General features: G+C 72.9%; 16 protein-coding genes. 9 read left to right on the top strand and 7 right to left on the bottom strand.

Going from position 1 to position 15,055, the window contains the following annotated elements; translation table 11 throughout:
• Positions 1 to 69: 69 nt before the first annotated feature.
• Positions 70 to 984, bottom strand: coding sequence for a helix-turn-helix domain-containing protein (locus FRAEUI1C_RS22295; RefSeq protein WP_013425603.1), 915 nt, complete (start codon positions 982 to 984; stop codon positions 70 to 72).
• A gap of 135 nt (positions 985 to 1,119) precedes the next feature.
• On the opposite strand from FRAEUI1C_RS22295, the gene FRAEUI1C_RS22290 reads away from it, so the two are divergent.
• The 3 genes from FRAEUI1C_RS22290 (at position 1,120) to FRAEUI1C_RS22280 (ending at position 3,566) form a co-directional block, all read left to right on the top strand.
• Positions 1,120 to 1,869: an enoyl-CoA hydratase-related protein gene (locus tag FRAEUI1C_RS22290; protein WP_013425602.1), complete on the top strand. Its 750-nt coding sequence runs from the start codon at positions 1,120 to 1,122 to the stop codon at positions 1,867 to 1,869.
• Between the two features lie 61 nt (positions 1,870 to 1,930).
• Positions 1,931 to 2,764: an SDR family oxidoreductase gene (locus tag FRAEUI1C_RS22285; RefSeq protein ID WP_013425601.1), complete on the top strand. Its 834-nt coding sequence runs from the start codon at positions 1,931 to 1,933 to the stop codon at positions 2,762 to 2,764.
• On the top strand, positions 2,754 to 3,566 hold the full coding sequence (locus tag FRAEUI1C_RS22280) for a maleylpyruvate isomerase N-terminal domain-containing protein (protein WP_013425600.1): 813 nt from the start codon (positions 2,754 to 2,756) through the stop codon (positions 3,564 to 3,566). The genes FRAEUI1C_RS22285 and FRAEUI1C_RS22280 overlap by 11 nt, the downstream gene beginning before the upstream one ends.
• A 27-nt stretch (positions 3,567 to 3,593) precedes the next feature.
• Here the strand turns inward: FRAEUI1C_RS22280 and FRAEUI1C_RS22275 are convergent, their stop codons facing one another.
• A complete protein-coding gene (locus FRAEUI1C_RS22275; RefSeq protein ID WP_013425599.1) occupies positions 3,594 to 4,340 on the bottom strand; it encodes a response regulator in 747 nt (248 codons plus the stop codon).
• Positions 4,330 to 5,574, bottom strand: coding sequence for a sensor histidine kinase (locus tag FRAEUI1C_RS22270; RefSeq protein WP_157735013.1), 1,245 nt, complete (start codon positions 5,572 to 5,574; stop codon positions 4,330 to 4,332). Before FRAEUI1C_RS22270 ends, FRAEUI1C_RS22275 begins: the two co-directional genes overlap by 11 nt.
• A gap of 163 nt (positions 5,575 to 5,737) precedes the next feature.
• On the opposite strand from FRAEUI1C_RS22270, the gene FRAEUI1C_RS36575 reads away from it, so the two are divergent.
• From FRAEUI1C_RS36575 to FRAEUI1C_RS22250, 4 genes are read left to right on the top strand one after another with little or no spacing between them, the layout of a single operon-like run.
• Entirely contained in the window at positions 5,738 to 6,406 is a 669-nt protein-coding gene (locus FRAEUI1C_RS36575; protein ID WP_013425597.1) for a hypothetical protein, read from the top strand.
• Between the two features lie 50 nt (positions 6,407 to 6,456).
• Positions 6,457 to 7,776: a cation:proton antiporter domain-containing protein gene (locus FRAEUI1C_RS22260; RefSeq protein ID WP_013425596.1), complete on the top strand. Its 1,320-nt coding sequence runs from the start codon at positions 6,457 to 6,459 to the stop codon at positions 7,774 to 7,776.
• Positions 7,773 to 8,489, top strand: coding sequence for a GAP family protein (locus tag FRAEUI1C_RS22255; RefSeq protein ID WP_013425595.1), 717 nt, complete (start codon positions 7,773 to 7,775; stop codon positions 8,487 to 8,489). Before FRAEUI1C_RS22260 ends, FRAEUI1C_RS22255 begins: the two co-directional genes overlap by 4 nt.
• A gap of 43 nt (positions 8,490 to 8,532) precedes the next feature.
• Positions 8,533 to 9,612, top strand: coding sequence for an AI-2E family transporter (locus tag FRAEUI1C_RS22250; protein WP_157735012.1), 1,080 nt, complete (start codon positions 8,533 to 8,535; stop codon positions 9,610 to 9,612).
• A 34-nt stretch (positions 9,613 to 9,646) separates the two neighbouring features.
• Here the strand turns inward: FRAEUI1C_RS22250 and FRAEUI1C_RS22245 are convergent, their stop codons facing one another.
• The 3 genes from FRAEUI1C_RS22245 to FRAEUI1C_RS22235 form a co-directional block, all read right to left on the bottom strand.
• Positions 9,647 to 10,894, bottom strand: coding sequence for an ABC transporter substrate-binding protein (locus FRAEUI1C_RS22245; RefSeq protein ID WP_013425593.1), 1,248 nt, complete (start codon positions 10,892 to 10,894; stop codon positions 9,647 to 9,649).
• 70 nt (positions 10,895 to 10,964) lie between these two features.
• Positions 10,965 to 11,909, bottom strand: coding sequence for an alpha/beta hydrolase (locus tag FRAEUI1C_RS22240; protein WP_013425592.1), 945 nt, complete (start codon positions 11,907 to 11,909; stop codon positions 10,965 to 10,967).
• Positions 11,910 to 12,048: 139 nt separating this feature from the next.
• Positions 12,049 to 13,242, bottom strand: a complete 1,194-nt coding sequence (locus FRAEUI1C_RS22235; protein WP_013425591.1) for a PucR family transcriptional regulator — start codon at positions 13,240 to 13,242, stop codon at positions 12,049 to 12,051.
• A 39-nt stretch (positions 13,243 to 13,281) separates the two neighbouring features.
• On the opposite strand from FRAEUI1C_RS22235, the gene FRAEUI1C_RS42315 reads away from it, so the two are divergent.
• Together FRAEUI1C_RS42315 and FRAEUI1C_RS22230 are read left to right on the top strand one after the other, a co-directional pair.
• The gene (locus FRAEUI1C_RS42315) at positions 13,282 to 13,443 is read left to right on the top strand and encodes a hypothetical protein (protein ID WP_198318618.1); all 162 of its coding nucleotides are present in this window, start codon (positions 13,282 to 13,284) and stop codon (positions 13,441 to 13,443) included.
• A 26-nt stretch (positions 13,444 to 13,469) separates the two neighbouring features.
• On the top strand, positions 13,470 to 14,033 hold the full coding sequence (locus tag FRAEUI1C_RS22230) for a type 1 glutamine amidotransferase family protein (RefSeq protein WP_198318617.1): 564 nt from the start codon (positions 13,470 to 13,472) through the stop codon (positions 14,031 to 14,033).
• Between the two features lie 103 nt (positions 14,034 to 14,136).
• On the opposite strand, the gene FRAEUI1C_RS22225 is transcribed toward FRAEUI1C_RS22230, so the two are convergent.
• Positions 14,137 to 15,024: an LLM class F420-dependent oxidoreductase gene (locus tag FRAEUI1C_RS22225; RefSeq protein WP_013425590.1), complete on the bottom strand. Its 888-nt coding sequence runs from the start codon at positions 15,022 to 15,024 to the stop codon at positions 14,137 to 14,139.
• Between the last annotated feature and the right edge of the window lie 31 nt (positions 15,025 to 15,055).

Below are 15,055 nucleotides of genomic sequence, written 5' to 3'. Positions count from 1 at the left end.
CGACCACCGGAGCGCCGAAACGGCGATCATGGGGATCCGGGAGCCGGAACGCCGGACACCGTGACGGGCTCACCCGGCCTGCTCGGGTCCCGCTTCGGGGGTCGTCGCGTCGGGGGCCGGAGCGTCGAGGGTGGCGGTCGCCTGGGTCACGTGCCGTCCGATCTCGCCGGCGCGCTGGGCCGAGAGCGCGCGCAGTGGATGGACTCCGACGCTCGCCGTGACCTGGCCGGTGCGCGGGTCGAACACCGGCGCGGAGATGGCCGTGACGGGCCGTCGGTCGTTGGCCTCCGCGTCGACGTCGCGAAAGCCGAGGTTGGCGATCTCGGACAGGAGCCCGTCGACGGCTCGCCGCACGGGCCGGGCCTGCGGGTCGTCGCGTAGCGCGGTCATGGCCCTGGTCGCCCGCGTCATGGCCGGGTCCATGCGTTCGATGCTGAACCCGCGTTCGTGGGTGGCCGTGAGCAGGTCGTCGAGGCGGCCGGTCAGGGCGGGGTCGGTGATCGCGCCGCGGCGCATCCAGGCGCGGCGGCCGTCGTCGTCCTCCCAGGCGGCGAAGGCCACGCCGAAGGGCGCCGCGAACGGGAGCCGCTCCCCGGCCGCGAGATCGGCGACCTGGCACGGGCCGAGGTCGAGGGTGGTGATGACCAGCTCGTCACCGACACGTTCAGTCACCACGGAAGGGTGGCCTAGGTCGTGCGCGAGCTGACGGACGACCTCGCGTGCCGTCCGCCGGCGGGAGACACCAGCACCGGCGCGGGCCGCGAGCGCGGTCAGCGCGGGGCCCGGGGTGAAGGCGCGGCTGGTCGGGTCTCGGACGGCCCAGCCCCGGTCGCAGAGCGTCGCCATGATCGCGTGGGCGGTCGCCTGGGTCAGTCCGAGGTCGCGGACGAGGTCGCGCAGGCGAGGTGGCTCCTCGTCCGACCGGGCCAGGAGTTCGAGCACGTCGAGGACCCGCGCCGTCGGCGGGGATGCGGCATTCGGCACAGCTTGACCCTCCTCGAATGCCACCCTACGGTGTCGAAAGAACGAAAGCACCGTATCGAATATTCGACACAACTCGGCGCGGCGCGGGCGCGGATGCCAACCGTGGCGGGCGTTGGGAGAGGTGATGACGCCGCCATGACGGTGACGACCAGCCGGCAGGGCCGGACTCTCATCATCCGGATCGACCGGGAAGACAAGCGCAACGCCCTCAACCCGGCCGTCACCGCCGGTCTCGACCAGGCGATGAACACCCTTGAGGACGACCCCGAGCTGTGGTGCGGAATCCTCACCGGCGGCACCAGGATCTTCTCCGCGGGCGCCGACCTGAAGACCGGCCCCGGCGAGCCCACCGAACGCGGCGGACTGGTCGGCCTCATCAACCGGCAGCGCAGTAAGCCGCTGATCGCGGCCGTCGAAGGTCTCGCCCTCGGCGGCGGCGTCGAGCTTGTCCTGTGCTGCGACATGGTCGTCGCCGCCCGCAGCGCCTCCTTCGGCCTCCCCGAGGTCAAACGCGGCCTCATGCCCGACTTCGGCGGCGCCTTCCGGATCACCCGCGTCCTGCCGCGCAACATCGCCTACGAGCTGCTCGCCACCGGCGACAACCTGACCGCGGAACGCGCGGAACGCCTCGGCTTCGTCAACCTCGTCACCGAGCCCGGCGGCGCCCTCGACGGGGCGCTGGACCTCGCCGCCCGCGTCAACGCCAACGCGCCCCTCGCCGTGCGCGCCGCGCTGGGCACCGCCCACCGCGAGGTCGCCCCCGACGAGTCCGCCAGCTGGGCACACAGCGACGACGCCCACGCCGAGCTGCTGAAGACCGCCGATCTCCGCGAGGGCATCGACGCCTTCTTCGAACGCCGGCCACCCGTCTGGACCGCCCGCTGACCCACGCCGGCCCGAGCGGTACGAGACCCGGCCTCCCGACGACGACCAGAACCAGGTGCGCATGAGCTCTCTGAACGGCAAGATCGTCTTAGTCACCGGCGGCGCGAGCGGCTTCGGCCGTGAGATCACCACCCAGCTCGCCCGGGGTGGCGCGCACCCCGTCGCGCTCGACATCAACGCGGCGGGGGCCGAGGAGCTGGCCGCCTCGCTCACCGCCGAGGGCCACGCCGCGCGCGGGGTGGGTCTGGACGTGCGGGACCGGCAGGCGTTCGCCGACGTGGTCGACCAGGCGGTCGCGGACCTCGGGCGCGTCGACGTGCTCGTCAACAACGCCGGCATCATGCCGCTGGCCCACCTCGCCGACCACAAACGGGCCGCGGGCGCCTGGGACCGCTGCATCGACATCAACCTCAAGGGCGTGCTGCACGGCATCTACGCCGTCCACGACCACATGATCCGCCAGGGCGGCGGGCACATCCTCAACCTCTCGTCGGTCTACGGCAATGCCGGGGTCGCGGGAGCCGCGGTCTACGGCGCGACGAAGGCGGCGGTCGCGACCGTCTCCAACGCGCTGCGCGTCGAGAGCCAGGGCCGCATCAAGGTGACGATCGTGCGCCCCAGCGGCGTCCTGGGCACGAACCTGTTCACCGAGATCATCGACTTCGACGCCGTCTCGGCCCTCGCCGCGCACCGGGCGCCCGCCCTGCAGGAACACATCCAGCAGTTCGCCGGCGGCACGCTGCCCACCGAGATGTCCGACCCGGAGAACGTCCGGTACTGGTCGCTGACGGCGGTCCAGGTCGCGGCGGAGATCGTCCGACTCATCGACCAGCCGCCGGGCGTGGCCGTCACCGACATCACCCTGCGAGCCACCGGAGAGGACTATGTCTTCTGACACGGCGTCTGCCGAGACGGCGCTGGAACGGACGCTCACCGAGACCCTCGACGTGTTCGGCGGCCTGACGGCCGAGGAACTGGACGCTCCCTCCGCCTGCGAGGGCTGGACGGTGCACACGACCCTCGCGCACCTCACCCTCAGCGTGGCCGGCTTCGCGGGACTGCTGCCGCTCACGCCGTACGACCAGGACCTGGAGTTCGAGGACGCGGTCGACGCCCACACCCGGGAGGTCGCCGCGCGCCCGACCGCGGAGCTGCTGGAGATCATCCGATCCTCGCTGCCGGCCGTGCTCGCCACCTTCGCCGGCCTGACCGACGAGGTCGCGGCCATGCCCGTGAACATGGGCACAGCCGGGAGCTACCCGCTGGGGACCATCGCCGACGCCATCGTCTTCGACCACACCTGCCACACCCGCTGGGACGTCCTCGCGCCCCGCGGGCCGATCCAGCGCACCCTGCCCGACCTCGACGGCGGCCGCCTGACGGCGGCGACCCGCTGGCTCATCGGCGGCATCCCGCAGATGACCACCGATCGTTTCCGCGAGCTGCTCACCGACCCGCTGACCCTCGTCCTCACCGGTCCGGGTGCCACCGCCGTCCGGCTCCACGCCCACGCGGACGCCGTCGACCATCCCGTCGAGGTCACGGGAACCGATGACCAGGCTCGGGCGACCGTGCGCACGAGCGCCGCCGACTTCATCCTCTGGGGAACCGGCCGCGAGCCCAGGCACGGCCGAGTCGAGATCAGCGGCGACACGGCCTACGCGACCACGGTCCTCGACGCGATGCGCGTCTACTGACCGGGCCCGACGGCAAGAGGAGGCCGCTCAGGCGGTCGCGCTCCCGGGGGCGACCAGGCCGGACTCGTAGGCGGCGATGACGAGTTGGGCTCGGTCGCGGGCGGCGAGCTTCGCCAGCAGGTGGCCGACGTGGGTCTTGACCGTGGACACGCTGACGTAGAGCGCCTGCGCGATCTCGGCGTTGGAGTAGCCGTTCGCGATCTGGGTGAGTACCGCCCGCTCGCGATCGGTGAGCGTCGACGCGAGCCCGGTAAGGGGGCTGGCCGGCGGGGCGGGTACCCGGACGAACGCGGCGATCAGCCGGCGGGTGACTCCGGGGGCGAGCAGCGCGTCCCCGGCGGCGACCGTCCGGATCGCGGCCAGCAGGTTCTCGGGCTGGGTGTCCTTCAGGATGAAGCCGGCCGCGCCCGCGCGCAGTGCCTCGAAGACGTACTCGTCGTCGTCGAACGTCGTCACGACCAGGATGCCGGGCCCGGGCCGAACGGCGTCGGCGGCGATCAGCCGGGTGGCCTCCAGGCCGTTCATGACCGGCATCCGGATGTCCATCAGCACCACGTCCGGCCGTAGCCGGCGGGACTCGCGGACCGCCGCGACACCGTCGGCTGCCTCGGCGACGACGGTCAGGTCGGGCGTGGCCTCGACGAGCGCGCGGAATCCGGCCCGGACCAGCCCCTCGTCGTCCGCGATCAGCACCCGGATGGGCGAGGCCGGCGGGTCGCCTTCGTCGTCCGTCGCGCCTGGGCGGCCGGTGTCGATCGAGCGTTCAGAGCTCATCGGAGACCACCGGGAAGACCGCGACCACCTCGAAGCCACCGCCAGAGCGGGATCCGGCGGCCAGGGTGCCACCGAGGAGCTCGGCCCGTTCGCGCATGCCGGTCAGGCCGAGGCCGGGTCCGCTGCCGGCCGGCTGGCCACGGCCGTCGTCGCGGACGGTGACGACCAGCTCGCCGGGACGGTGCTCGATGTCGACCCAGGCCTGCGTCGCCGCCGCGTGGCGGGTCACGTTCGTCAGAGCCTCCTGGACGACGCGGTAGGCCGACGGGAGGGGTGTGGCGCCTGCCTCGGCGCTGAAGGTGACGGCCAGGCCGTGGCCGCGGACCGTGTCGAGGAGCGCCGGGACGTCGGCGAGGGTGGGCGTGGCCGCCAGGTCGGCCGTCGCGGCCACGCGGGACTGCCGCAGCACCCTGCGCAGCTCGTCGAGCGCCGACCGGCTGGCCGTCTCGATGACGGCCAGCGCCTCGGCGGCGGTGTCGGGCCGCGCGGGCCCGTCCGGCCCGCGGGCCAGCAGGTGACGGGCCACCCCGGCGCGAACCGTGATCATGCTGAGTGTGTGCGAGACGATGTCGTGCACGTCGCGGGACAGCCGCAGCCGCTCCTCGGCCCTGACCCGGTGCTCGTGCTCGGCCCGCTCGCGTCGGCGGGCCAGTTCCAGACCGTCGTGGTACTCACGCCGGACCCGCAGCGCGTCGCCGGCCAGCCAGCCGACCGCGACGAGCGCGAGCTGGACCGCGTCCTGGTCCTGGTCGGTATGGAGCAGGAACGCGACCAGTCCCGCGGCGCTCGTCGCGACGGCGGCCGCGGCGCAGGCGGCGAGCGAGGCCCGGCGGGGCCGGCGGCTGGCCACGGTCCCCGCGGCGAGGACGAGCGCGGGCCCGGCGTTGCTGACGAACGGGGTGAAGCGGACCCCGGCCAGCGCCGCCGCGCACAGGACCGCGGTGACGCCCACCAGCGTGGCGGTCGGCCAGCGCCTCCGGGCCAGCAGCGGCACGACCGCCAACGCGCCGAAGACCGCGACGGCGGCCGGTGATCCGTAGCCGCGCCCGAGGCCCAAGGCGGGTGTCAGCTCGGGCACGGTGAACAGCGCGAACGTGCCGACCGTCAGGGCAAGATCGAGGGCGAACGCCTGGCGGGGACTGGCACCCACGACGGCCCAGCGCCGCCCCAGCCGGACCCGCTCGAACCAGGGCGCCCCCGCCGGCGGCGTGGCGCTGGCCGCTGACATGGACATGGTCTCCAGTGTGGGCGCCGCCCGCGGCTCCGGCGTCCACCCGTGGATGGAGAACCCGCTCATCCCTGCGGGGGAGACCCGGCGCCGAGTCCCGCCACGGCGCCGGGCGATCCCTGGCCGCTAGGCGGACGACGTTCCCGCGCCGTCCGGTGACGCTGGGCCCATGCCTTCCACTGCCACGATCAAGCCGTCGCCCGGCCGGCCGCGCCGGGTTCTCGCCGACCTCTCCCCGGTGCTGACCGCGCTGGTGGCCGCCCTGTTCGCCGCTGGGATGGCGACCGGCGGGGTGATCTACGCGCGCCGTTCACCGGTCCGCGAGGCCGAGCACGCCGGCACCGCCGCCTGGTGGCCGCATCTCGGCCTGTTCCTGGCGGCCGTCGCGCTTTTGGCCGTCGCTCGGATTCGTGCGGCCGCCGCGCCTGTCGCGCTGCTCCTGGTGGCTCCGCTCGGCCGGCCGGCGGCGCGGCGGATCGGGCGGACGCTGCGGGCCGCGCCGCGTTCGCCGGGCGGCCTGGCCCGGTCGGTGGCGGCGGGCGTGGTCGCCTCGGCGCTGGCCTACAGCGTGTTCCGGGCCGGCATCCAAGTCACCGCGGGCCTCGACCCGAACTTCACGACGAACGCCTGGGGCGGACCCAGCTACCTGGGCGCGATGGCCTGCCACTACCTCGACGGTGCCCTCATCGCGGCTGCCTCCGCCTGGCTGGCCGCCCGCCTGCTCGTCGCGGACGAGGCTGAACCGCTCGGCCCGGCGGCGGGCTCACCTCGGCCGGGTGATGACCGCGCCGTCGACACCGTGTGTGCTGAGTGGGAGGCAGGAGTCCGGCGACGCTGAGGCGAGGTCGCCGACCGCCAGGTCCGCGGTCACTCCAGGCAGGAGCACGCATGGACCCGGCGGTCGCGGCGGTGGCAGTGGCGATCTTCGGCTACGCACTGGTCGAGCGGCGCCTGTGGCACACGCCGGTCAGCGGCGCGATGGTATTCACCGCCGCCGGCCTGCTGGCGAGCGAGCAGGTCACCGGCCTGGTCAACCCGGCCGAGACCGGGCACGGCGCCACGATCTTTCTGGAGCTGACCCTCGCCGTCGTGCTGTTCAGCGACGCCATGGGGGCCAACGTCGGCTCCTGGGCGACGGAGGCGCCGCTGCCCGGTCGGCTGCTGGGATTCGGGCTGCCGTTGACGATGGCGGTTGGCTGGCTGCTGGGCTGGGCGATGTTCCACGACATCGGGCCGTGGGGGGCGGCGCTGCTGGCGGCCGTGCTGGCACCGACCGACTCCGCGCTCGGGCTGCCGGTCATCACCGACGAGCGGGTTCCCCGACTGATCCGGCATGCGCTCAACGTCGAGGGCGGCCTGAACGACGGTCTGGTCCTGCCGTTCGTGACCATCTTCCTGGCTCTCGCGCGGGAGGAGGAGAAGGCGGCTGGTTCCGGGTATGCCGTATCAGTGCTGCTGCGGGCGCTGTTCGCCTCCGCCGCGATCGGCCTGGCGCTGGGCGCCGCCGGCGCGTTCGCGTTGCGGCGGTCGAGAAACAGGGGCTGGTCGGGGCAGCGCTGGCAGTCGGCGGCGCTGCTGGCGCTGGCCGTGCTGGCGTACGTGCTGGCGGACCTGATCGACGGAAGCGGCTTCATCGCCGCGTGGGTCGCTGGTCTGGCCGCCGGCCTGGTGGCGCGGGAGAGCCTGTCCGCTGCGCTGCGGCTGCCCGAGGAAGCCGCCAACCTGGGCGTCTCCGTGAGCTTCCTGCTGTTCGGCGCGCTGTACCTGGCACCGGCCCTCGACTCGGCGACCTGGACGGCGGTGGCCTATGGGCTGCTCAGCCTGACCGTGATCCGGATGGTCCCGGTCGCCCTCGCGTTGTCCGGGTCAAGACTGGCTCCCCAGACCGTGGCCTACGTCGGCTGGTTCGGGCCACGCGGGCTCGCGTCCATCGTCTTCGCGGGCCTGGTCGCCACCAGCGGTCTGCCCGAACAGGGCCAGATTGTCCCCGTCGTCATGCTGACGGTCGGCATGAGTGTCGTCCTGCACGGCCTCACGGCGCCGTCGGGCGCTCGCCGCTACGGCCGCTGGTACGCGGCCGCGGTGGCGCGCAGCCCCGAGCTCCGCGAGGCGGCCCAGGCACCGGCGACCGGTCGCCGGCGTTGGATGACGACGCACCAGGGCGCCTTCGACGCCGAGGCCGGGGGCCGGCCGGAGTCGCGACGATGACCGGCGCGCTGCCCCTTGCCGTCGCCGCCGGGATCTATCCGCTCGGACTGGCGATCGTGGTGCGTTACCTGGGCGATCCGCCTTCGTTGCGGCACGCCTTCGCCTACCTCGGCGGGGCGGCGGCCGTCACCGTCGGCGCCGGAGCCGCCATCCTGGTGATCCTGCGCGTCGCGCAGCTGCCTCCCGGGGAGGAGCGGACCCTCGGCGCCGGGCTGCAGACGTTTCTCGGGGTGACGCTGCTCCTGCTGGCGCTCTGGGTCGCCCGGCATCGCCCGACCGCGATCCGCCGGCCGCCCCGCCGCGTCGAGATCACCACGCGTGAGGCCGCCGGGCCGGCTCCGCCGCCCGTCCCGGCGCCGAAGGAGCCCGTCGGCCGCGGGCGGCCCGGCGGCGTCCGCGCGATCTTCCTGGTCGGGGTGACGACCTATCTGCCGTCCGCGCTCTATGTCGCCGCTCTGAAGAAGCTCGCCGACGCCGACCTCGGCTGGGGCGTCACCATTGTCGCGCTGTTCGTGTGTGCTTCACTCGTGCTGCTCATGGTGGAGCTGCCGATTTTACTCAGACTGCTGGCGCCCCGCCGGACCGGGCTGATTCTGGCCGCCTACAACGGCTGGATGAACCGTCACGGATGGGATGTCGTCCTCCTGCTGGCGGCGGCCAGCGGTCTATACTTCCTCGCCAGCGGCGTCGTGACGCTTCTCGCCGGCGGCTGACGGCTCTTTGCGGGGCTCGGCGGAAGGGCCGGAAAAGATGCGGATGTCGTCGACCGGTACCCCGTCCGGACCGCTGAGCCGTCCGTTGGTAATTCTGCTGGGAATGGCCTCGCTGGTCGTCGCCACGGCCGGAGTCCGGGCTTTCCGGGACACCCTCGGCCCGGCGTTCCTGGCCCTGGTCCTCGTCGTCACGGTGCACCCGCTGCAGGCCCGGCTGCGGCGGCGCGGGGTGCCCGGGTGGATCGGCGTCGTCGTCGTGATGGCGGCGATCTACGCGATCCTGGCCGGCCTGCTGGCCGCCCTGGTCGTGTCGGTCGCCCGGCTGGTGACGCTGCTGCCGGACTACCGCCCGCAGTTCGAGAACCTGCTGCACCAGGGCACCCGGTGGCTGGAGGACCTGGGCGTCCAGCCGGAACAGGCCAGCACGGCGATAGGCCGGCTGGACCTGTCCAAGCTGTCCGGTGTGTTGCAGAGGATTCTCTCCGGGCTGACCTCGGCGGGTTCCAGCCTGGTCTTCCTCGTCACGCTGGTGTTTTTCCTGGCAATCGACTGCGAGTCGTTCACCCGACGGCTTGACGTGGTCGCCGGGTCGCGGCCACTCCTGGTGGCGGCATTGCGAGACTTCGCTCGCAACACCCGCCGCTATCTGGCCGTCTCGACACTCTTCGGGCTGATCGTCGCCGCCCTCGACGTGCTTGCGCTGCAATGGCTGGCGGTGCCGCTGCCGCTGTTGTGGGGGCTGTTGTCGTTCATCACCAACTACATTCCCAACATCGGGTTCGTCGTCGGCCTGGTCCCACCCGCGCTGCTCGGCCTGCTGGAGGGCGGCGTGGTCCGCATGATCTGGGTCGTCGTGGTCTATTCAGTCGTCAACATGGTCGTCCAGTCGTTCATCCAGCCGAAGGTCGTCGGCAACGTGGTGCGGCTGTCGGCCACGCTGACCTTCTTGTCGCTGGTGTTCTGGGCGTTCGTCCTCGGCCCGCTCGGGGCGCTGCTGGCGGTTCCGATGACGCTGCTGGCCAAGGCCCTGCTCATCGACGCCGACCCCTCGGCCCAATGGCTGCGTCCGCTTCTGGGCGATACGGCCGTGGAGACCGATACCGCGGATGTGTCAGCGCCATAGGGCCGAGGTCCGGAACGCCGCCCGGCTCAGGGGCTCAGGAGGACGGCGCGACCGTGCGCCCGGGGACGACGTCGCCGCAGATCGGGGCGGCGTTCGGGACGGCCGTGAAGGTGCTGCCCTGGAGCTTCGCGATCCACTGGCAGTTGTCGGCGCCGGAGACGACGTTCTCGCGGTCGTTGATGTCGACGGTGTGGCTGCCGTAGAGGCCGAGGGCGTTCCAGTCGTGGATGGTGCCGAGCCCGGTGAGCAGCGACGCGGGAGTCGGGTTCGGGCCCGCGGCCTTGAGGCCGGCGACGAGCAGGCCGACCGAGACGTAGCCGTTGTACATCGCGTACGTGGGCGCGGTCGTGGTGCCGGCGCTCTTGAGGTCGGCGGCGAACTGCTTGGTCGCCGGCGTCCGCATCTCCATCAGCTCGTAGCCGGAGAGGAAGTAGACGTTCTGGGCCGACTGGAGCGCGCCAGGCCCGGCCTGCAGCAGGTCGCCGCCATAGCCGGTGGGCAGCAGCGCGACCTTGAGGTTGACACCCTGCTCACGCAGGCCCTTGACGATCGCGAACGCGGCGTCCGGGCTCATCTGGGCGACGAGCCCGTCGACGCCGGCGTCCTTCATCGCGAGCACGAGGGGCGCGACGTCGGAGCCGAGGGTGACCTTGGTGTTGAGATAGCCGACCTTGACGCCGGCCACCTGCGCGGAGACCGCGGTGCTCTCGCCCGCCTCCGAGGCGATCGGGAGCGAGTAGGCGACGTCGGCGAGGTTGGTGACGCCCATCTGCTTGAGGAACTTGCCCTGGGTCGTGGCGACCTTGGTGGTCTGCAGCGGGCCCCAGATCGAGAACATGTTCTTCGAGGTGATCCACTCGGGACCGTCCGCGCTGGCACCGATCACGGGCACGTTGTGCGCGGTGAGGTAGGGCGCGGCGGTGAACAGCAGCGCGGAGTTGCCGATGACGGCGAACACGTGGTCCTGGGTGACGAACTTCTGCGCGAGGGCGAGGGCCGTCGCCGGGTTCGTCGCGGTGTCACCAACGACGTACCTGACGGTGTAGCCGTTGCGGGCCGCGTAGTACGTGCCGGCCTTGACGCCCGCGACGACCGACTTGTTGGGGGAGGCCGCGGCCCCGGTCAGGTCGGCGATGACGCCGATGGTGATCTTCTGGGTGGCTGGGCCGGTCGTCCCGCCCGCGGCCGCGCCGCCCGATGACGACGAGCCGCAGCCGGCGGCCAGCAGCACCGCGGCGGCGGATAATCCCGCGGCGCACGCGGTCCTTCGACGACGGAACATGGTGCCCCTCTTTCTCTGGTGCGCGAGCGGAGGCGTGCCGCCGCCCCGGCTGGTCAGCTGGCGGCAGGGCTCACGGGCGCGGGGGCAGGCCGAGGGCGGCGGCGAGAACGGCCTTGGCCTCGGTGCTCTCGCGCTGGCTGACGGCGGCCTGGCCAACGATTCCGGAGCCGTGGAAGGTGCCGGGGAACAGGTGCAGCTCGGTCGGGACGCCGGCGGCGAGCAGCGCCTGGGCGTAGGCGATGCCCTCGTCGCGCAGCGGGTCGAACTCCATGACCGAGACGTAGGCGGGCGGCAGACCGGTCAGGTCGGTCGCCCGGGCCGGCGCGGCATAGGGGGACACGTCCGGGCTGCCCGGGACGCCCGTGCCCAGGTACGCGTCCCAGCTGATGATCGCGTTGGGCCGGTTCCACATCGGGGTGTCGACGAAGGCGCGCATGCTCGGGGTCTCGAGCCGGTCGTCGAGCTCGGGGAATCCCAGGAACTGGAAGCACAACGGCGGCCCGCCGCGGTCGCGGGCGAGCAGTGCCAGCGCGGCCGCGAGACCCCCGCCCGCACTCGACCCGTGGACCGCGAGGCGGGTCGGGTCGAGGCCGAGCTCGGCGGCGTTCTTCGCGGTCCACTCCAGCGCGGCGTAGCAGTCCTCCAGCCCCGCGGGGAACGGATGCTCCGGCGCCAGCCGGTAGTCGACGGACACGATGACCACGCCGAGCGCGCGAACCAGGCCCAGGCAGGACCCGTCGTCGATGCCGACGTTGCCGATCACGAAGCCGCCGCCGTGGATGTTGAGCACGCCGGCGGTCGTCCCGGTCGCGCCGGCCGGCCGGTAGACCCGGATTGGGACGTCGCCCGAGGGCCCGGGGACCAGCAGGTCCTGGACGTCGACGCCCTCGGTGTCGGTCTGGAAGGCGCGCGTGAGCTCCTCGATCTGTGCCCGCACCGTCGGCGGGTCGGTGAAGTCGACGGAGGGCAGCATCGGGACGATGGCGGCCAGTTCCGGGTCGAATCGGTAGGTCATCCGGCAGATCCCCTCAGCGGTGGTTGCTGGCACTCTGCCCGACGGGTGTGGCCGGGGTCACCCGACAGGCGTCGGGAATCGACGCGTGCGTGCCCGCCACTCGTCGGTGCGCGCCAGCCGCCGCGCCGACCGCCCCGCGCTACGCCGTGGCGGCGAGACGGCGGGCCAGCAGCGCGAGATGGGCGCGGAACCGGCCCTCCGGCTCGTCGAGCCGCCAGCCGAGGACGTCCTCGAGGTGGGCCACCCGCGCCGCGACCGAGCTGTGATGAAGGTGCAGGCCCGAGGCCGCCTGCCGCAGCGACCCCGCCCGGCAGAACGCCTCCAGCACGGCGACGTCCGCCGCGCCCGCCGGCGAGCCGGCGAGGCTCTCGAGCGCCCGCACGTCCGGGTCGCGGCGCAGCCGGTCCACCGGAAGGTCGGCGAGCAACGCCAACGACCCGAGCTCGGCGTAGTCGACGACCGCCGTGTCCGCGGCCCCCGGTGCCGCGAACCGCAGCGCCAGCCGAGCCTGCCGCCACGAGGCCCGCGCCTCCAGCCCCTCCACGGGCCCACCGACCCCCACCCGCGCCTGGTGGGCTCCGTCGTCACGCGCGGCCCGATGATCGTCGGCGCCCCGGCCCGGCCCGCTCGCCGCGCGCTCGGCGAGCGCCCGGCGCAGCTCCCCGGCCGGACTGGCCGTCGCGGCCCGGTCCTGCAACAGGACAGCCGCCGTGCGACCCAGCACCGCGACCCGCACCGTCCGTGACCCCAGCCGCCCACGAGCCACCAGCGCGACCGCCTGCACCCCGACGTCGACGCCGGCCGGCGCGCAGATCCCGACCGCCCGGATGGCCACGTCGGGCAGCAGGCCCAACAGGCGCAGCGCCCGGGCCCGGTCCTCGTCCGACTCCCGCTCCGAGAGCGCGAGCTCCACCAGAGCAGGGTCGGCGATGTGCAACGACGGACGGGCCCGCGCGTCGACGACCTGCGCCGCGATCGCCATCCGCTCCAGCACGATCTCGTCCAGCGCCCGCACCGGCCCCGACCGCTCCAGCCACACCCGGCCGTCCGCTCCGACGCTCGTCCAGCTGGACACCCGGTCGGGCTCGGCGGTACCAGAACCGGGCCCGCCAGCCGAGGCCGCGAGCGCGGGCGAGCCGTCCGCGCGATACCGGACCCGGCCCGCCCGCGGCGTCTCCAGGCCCGCGCCGCACTCCGCGAGCGTCGCCGTCGCCCGGACCAGCGCGGCGGCATCCGCGCGGGCCGCGACCAGCGCGTCGAAGTAGGCGATCACCCGAACCGCGCTCTCAGCATCGGCGTCGAGCGCCGACAGCCGCAACAGCAGACCCTTCATCGCCCACCACCGCCCGCCGAGCCAGTGTTACCGTGCCCCGTGACTGCTGAGAACAGCGCTGTCGGTAACGGTGCCTCATCGCTTTCGCCTCGACCAGCGTTCACGGTCGCCGTCCTGACGTTCGATGGCTTCAACGAGCTGGACAGCTTCATCGCCGCGGCGATCATCAACCGGTGCCGCCGTGACGGCCTGACGGCCTGACGGCCTATCTCACCACGCCCACGCCCGTGGTCACGTCGATGAACGGCGTCGAGGTGACCGGTCAGCGTCCGCTGGCCTTCGCCGCGTCGGCCGACGTCGTGCTGGTCGGGAGCGGTGTTCGCACGCGCGACATCGTCCGCGACGAGAGCCTGATCGCGTCGCTGTCACAGCTGCTGGACCCGGCCCGGCAGCTGATCGGCTCGCAGTGCTCGGGTGCGCTGGTCCTGGCCCGGCTCGGGCTGCTCGCGGGCGTCCCGGCCTGCACGGACGCCACCAGCCGGCCGTTCGTCGAGGCATGCGGGGTGCCGGTCCTGGACAAGCCGTTCCACGCCGTCGGCCATGTCGCCACCGCTGGTGGCTGCCTCGCGTCGCAGTACCTCGCAGCCTGGGTCATCGCCCAGACCCTCGGCGAGGACGCCGCCCGAGCCGCGATCGACTACGTCGCGCCCGTGGGGGAGAAAGACGACACGGTCGAACGAGTGCTCGCGGCGATCTCTGGGGAGAATCGGCAATCGTGGGAACAGGGCGATCGCTTCACACCCCACGCCACGCCGCCGGCCCTGGCACGGACCGGGGAGAGAACGTCATGATCGCCGTTTTGGCCCTCGGGCGGTCGTCACCAGGGTCTGTTTATAGCCACCAGAGGGCGAAAACGGCGATCAACACGGCCGGCGGACTTTGGTGATCGAGGCATTAGCCGAGGGCGACGTCGGCGCGTTGCTTGAGGTCGGCGATGAATGTGAGGTGTTCGTCTAGGGTGCGTAGGCCGTTGCGGGCGCTTGTGAGTGCGACGTCGGTCGCGCCCGCGTCGCGTAGGCGGGGGAGCGCCTCGATGGTCTGGGCGGCCCAGGTTCCGGGTGCGTCCGGCAGCAGGTTGAACAGTGCGCGGAAGTCTGTGTGCGAGCGGCCTTCCTCCGCCAGCAACTCGCGGACTCGTGACCAGGCGAGCAGGGCCTCCTCGCGCATTCCGTAGCCGAACACGAAGCCGTCGCCGAGCCGCGCCGCCCGGCGGAAAGCGGCCTCGGATGAGCCGCCGAGCCAGATCGGGATGGGCCGGGGTGGTGGCGGGTAGACGGCGGCGTGGTCGATCTGGTCGAACTCGCCGTCGAAGGTGACCGGTTCGCCGGTCCAGAGCCGGCGCAGGTGGGGAATCTGCTCGTCGAGTCGGCGGCCTCTGGTCGTCCACTCGGCTCCGAGCGCGTGGTATTCGACCGGGTTGTAGCCGACGCCGACGCCGAGTCGCAGCCGGCCGCCCGACAGCAGGGCGACGTCGGCTGCCTGCTTGGCGACCAGGACCGTCTGGCGCTGCGGCAGGATCAGGATGCCGGTTACGAGCTCGATCCGCTGGGTGATCGCGGCGAGGTAGCCGAAGGCGACCAGCGGATCGTGGAACGGGTCCTTCTCGTGGTAGGCGCGGGCCGGCGCCGGTCGCTGGCGCTCGATCCCTGCGACCGCGCCGACGACGTGATCGTAGAGAAGGAGGTGGTCATATCCGAGTTCCTCGGCGGTGACGGCGAACCGGTGCAGCGCCTGGGGATCGCCCCCGAGCTCGTTCTGGGGGTAGGTGATTCCGATCCTCATCACGCCCGCACTCTATTTTCTGCGGCCGTCG

Origin of the sequence: Pseudofrankia inefficax, from assembly GCF_000166135.1 — a bacterium.
In the GTDB taxonomy this organism is placed as follows: domain Bacteria; phylum Actinomycetota; class Actinomycetes; order Frankiales; family Frankiaceae; genus Pseudofrankia; species Pseudofrankia inefficax.
This window is presented reverse-complemented; position numbering and strand designations above follow the sequence as displayed.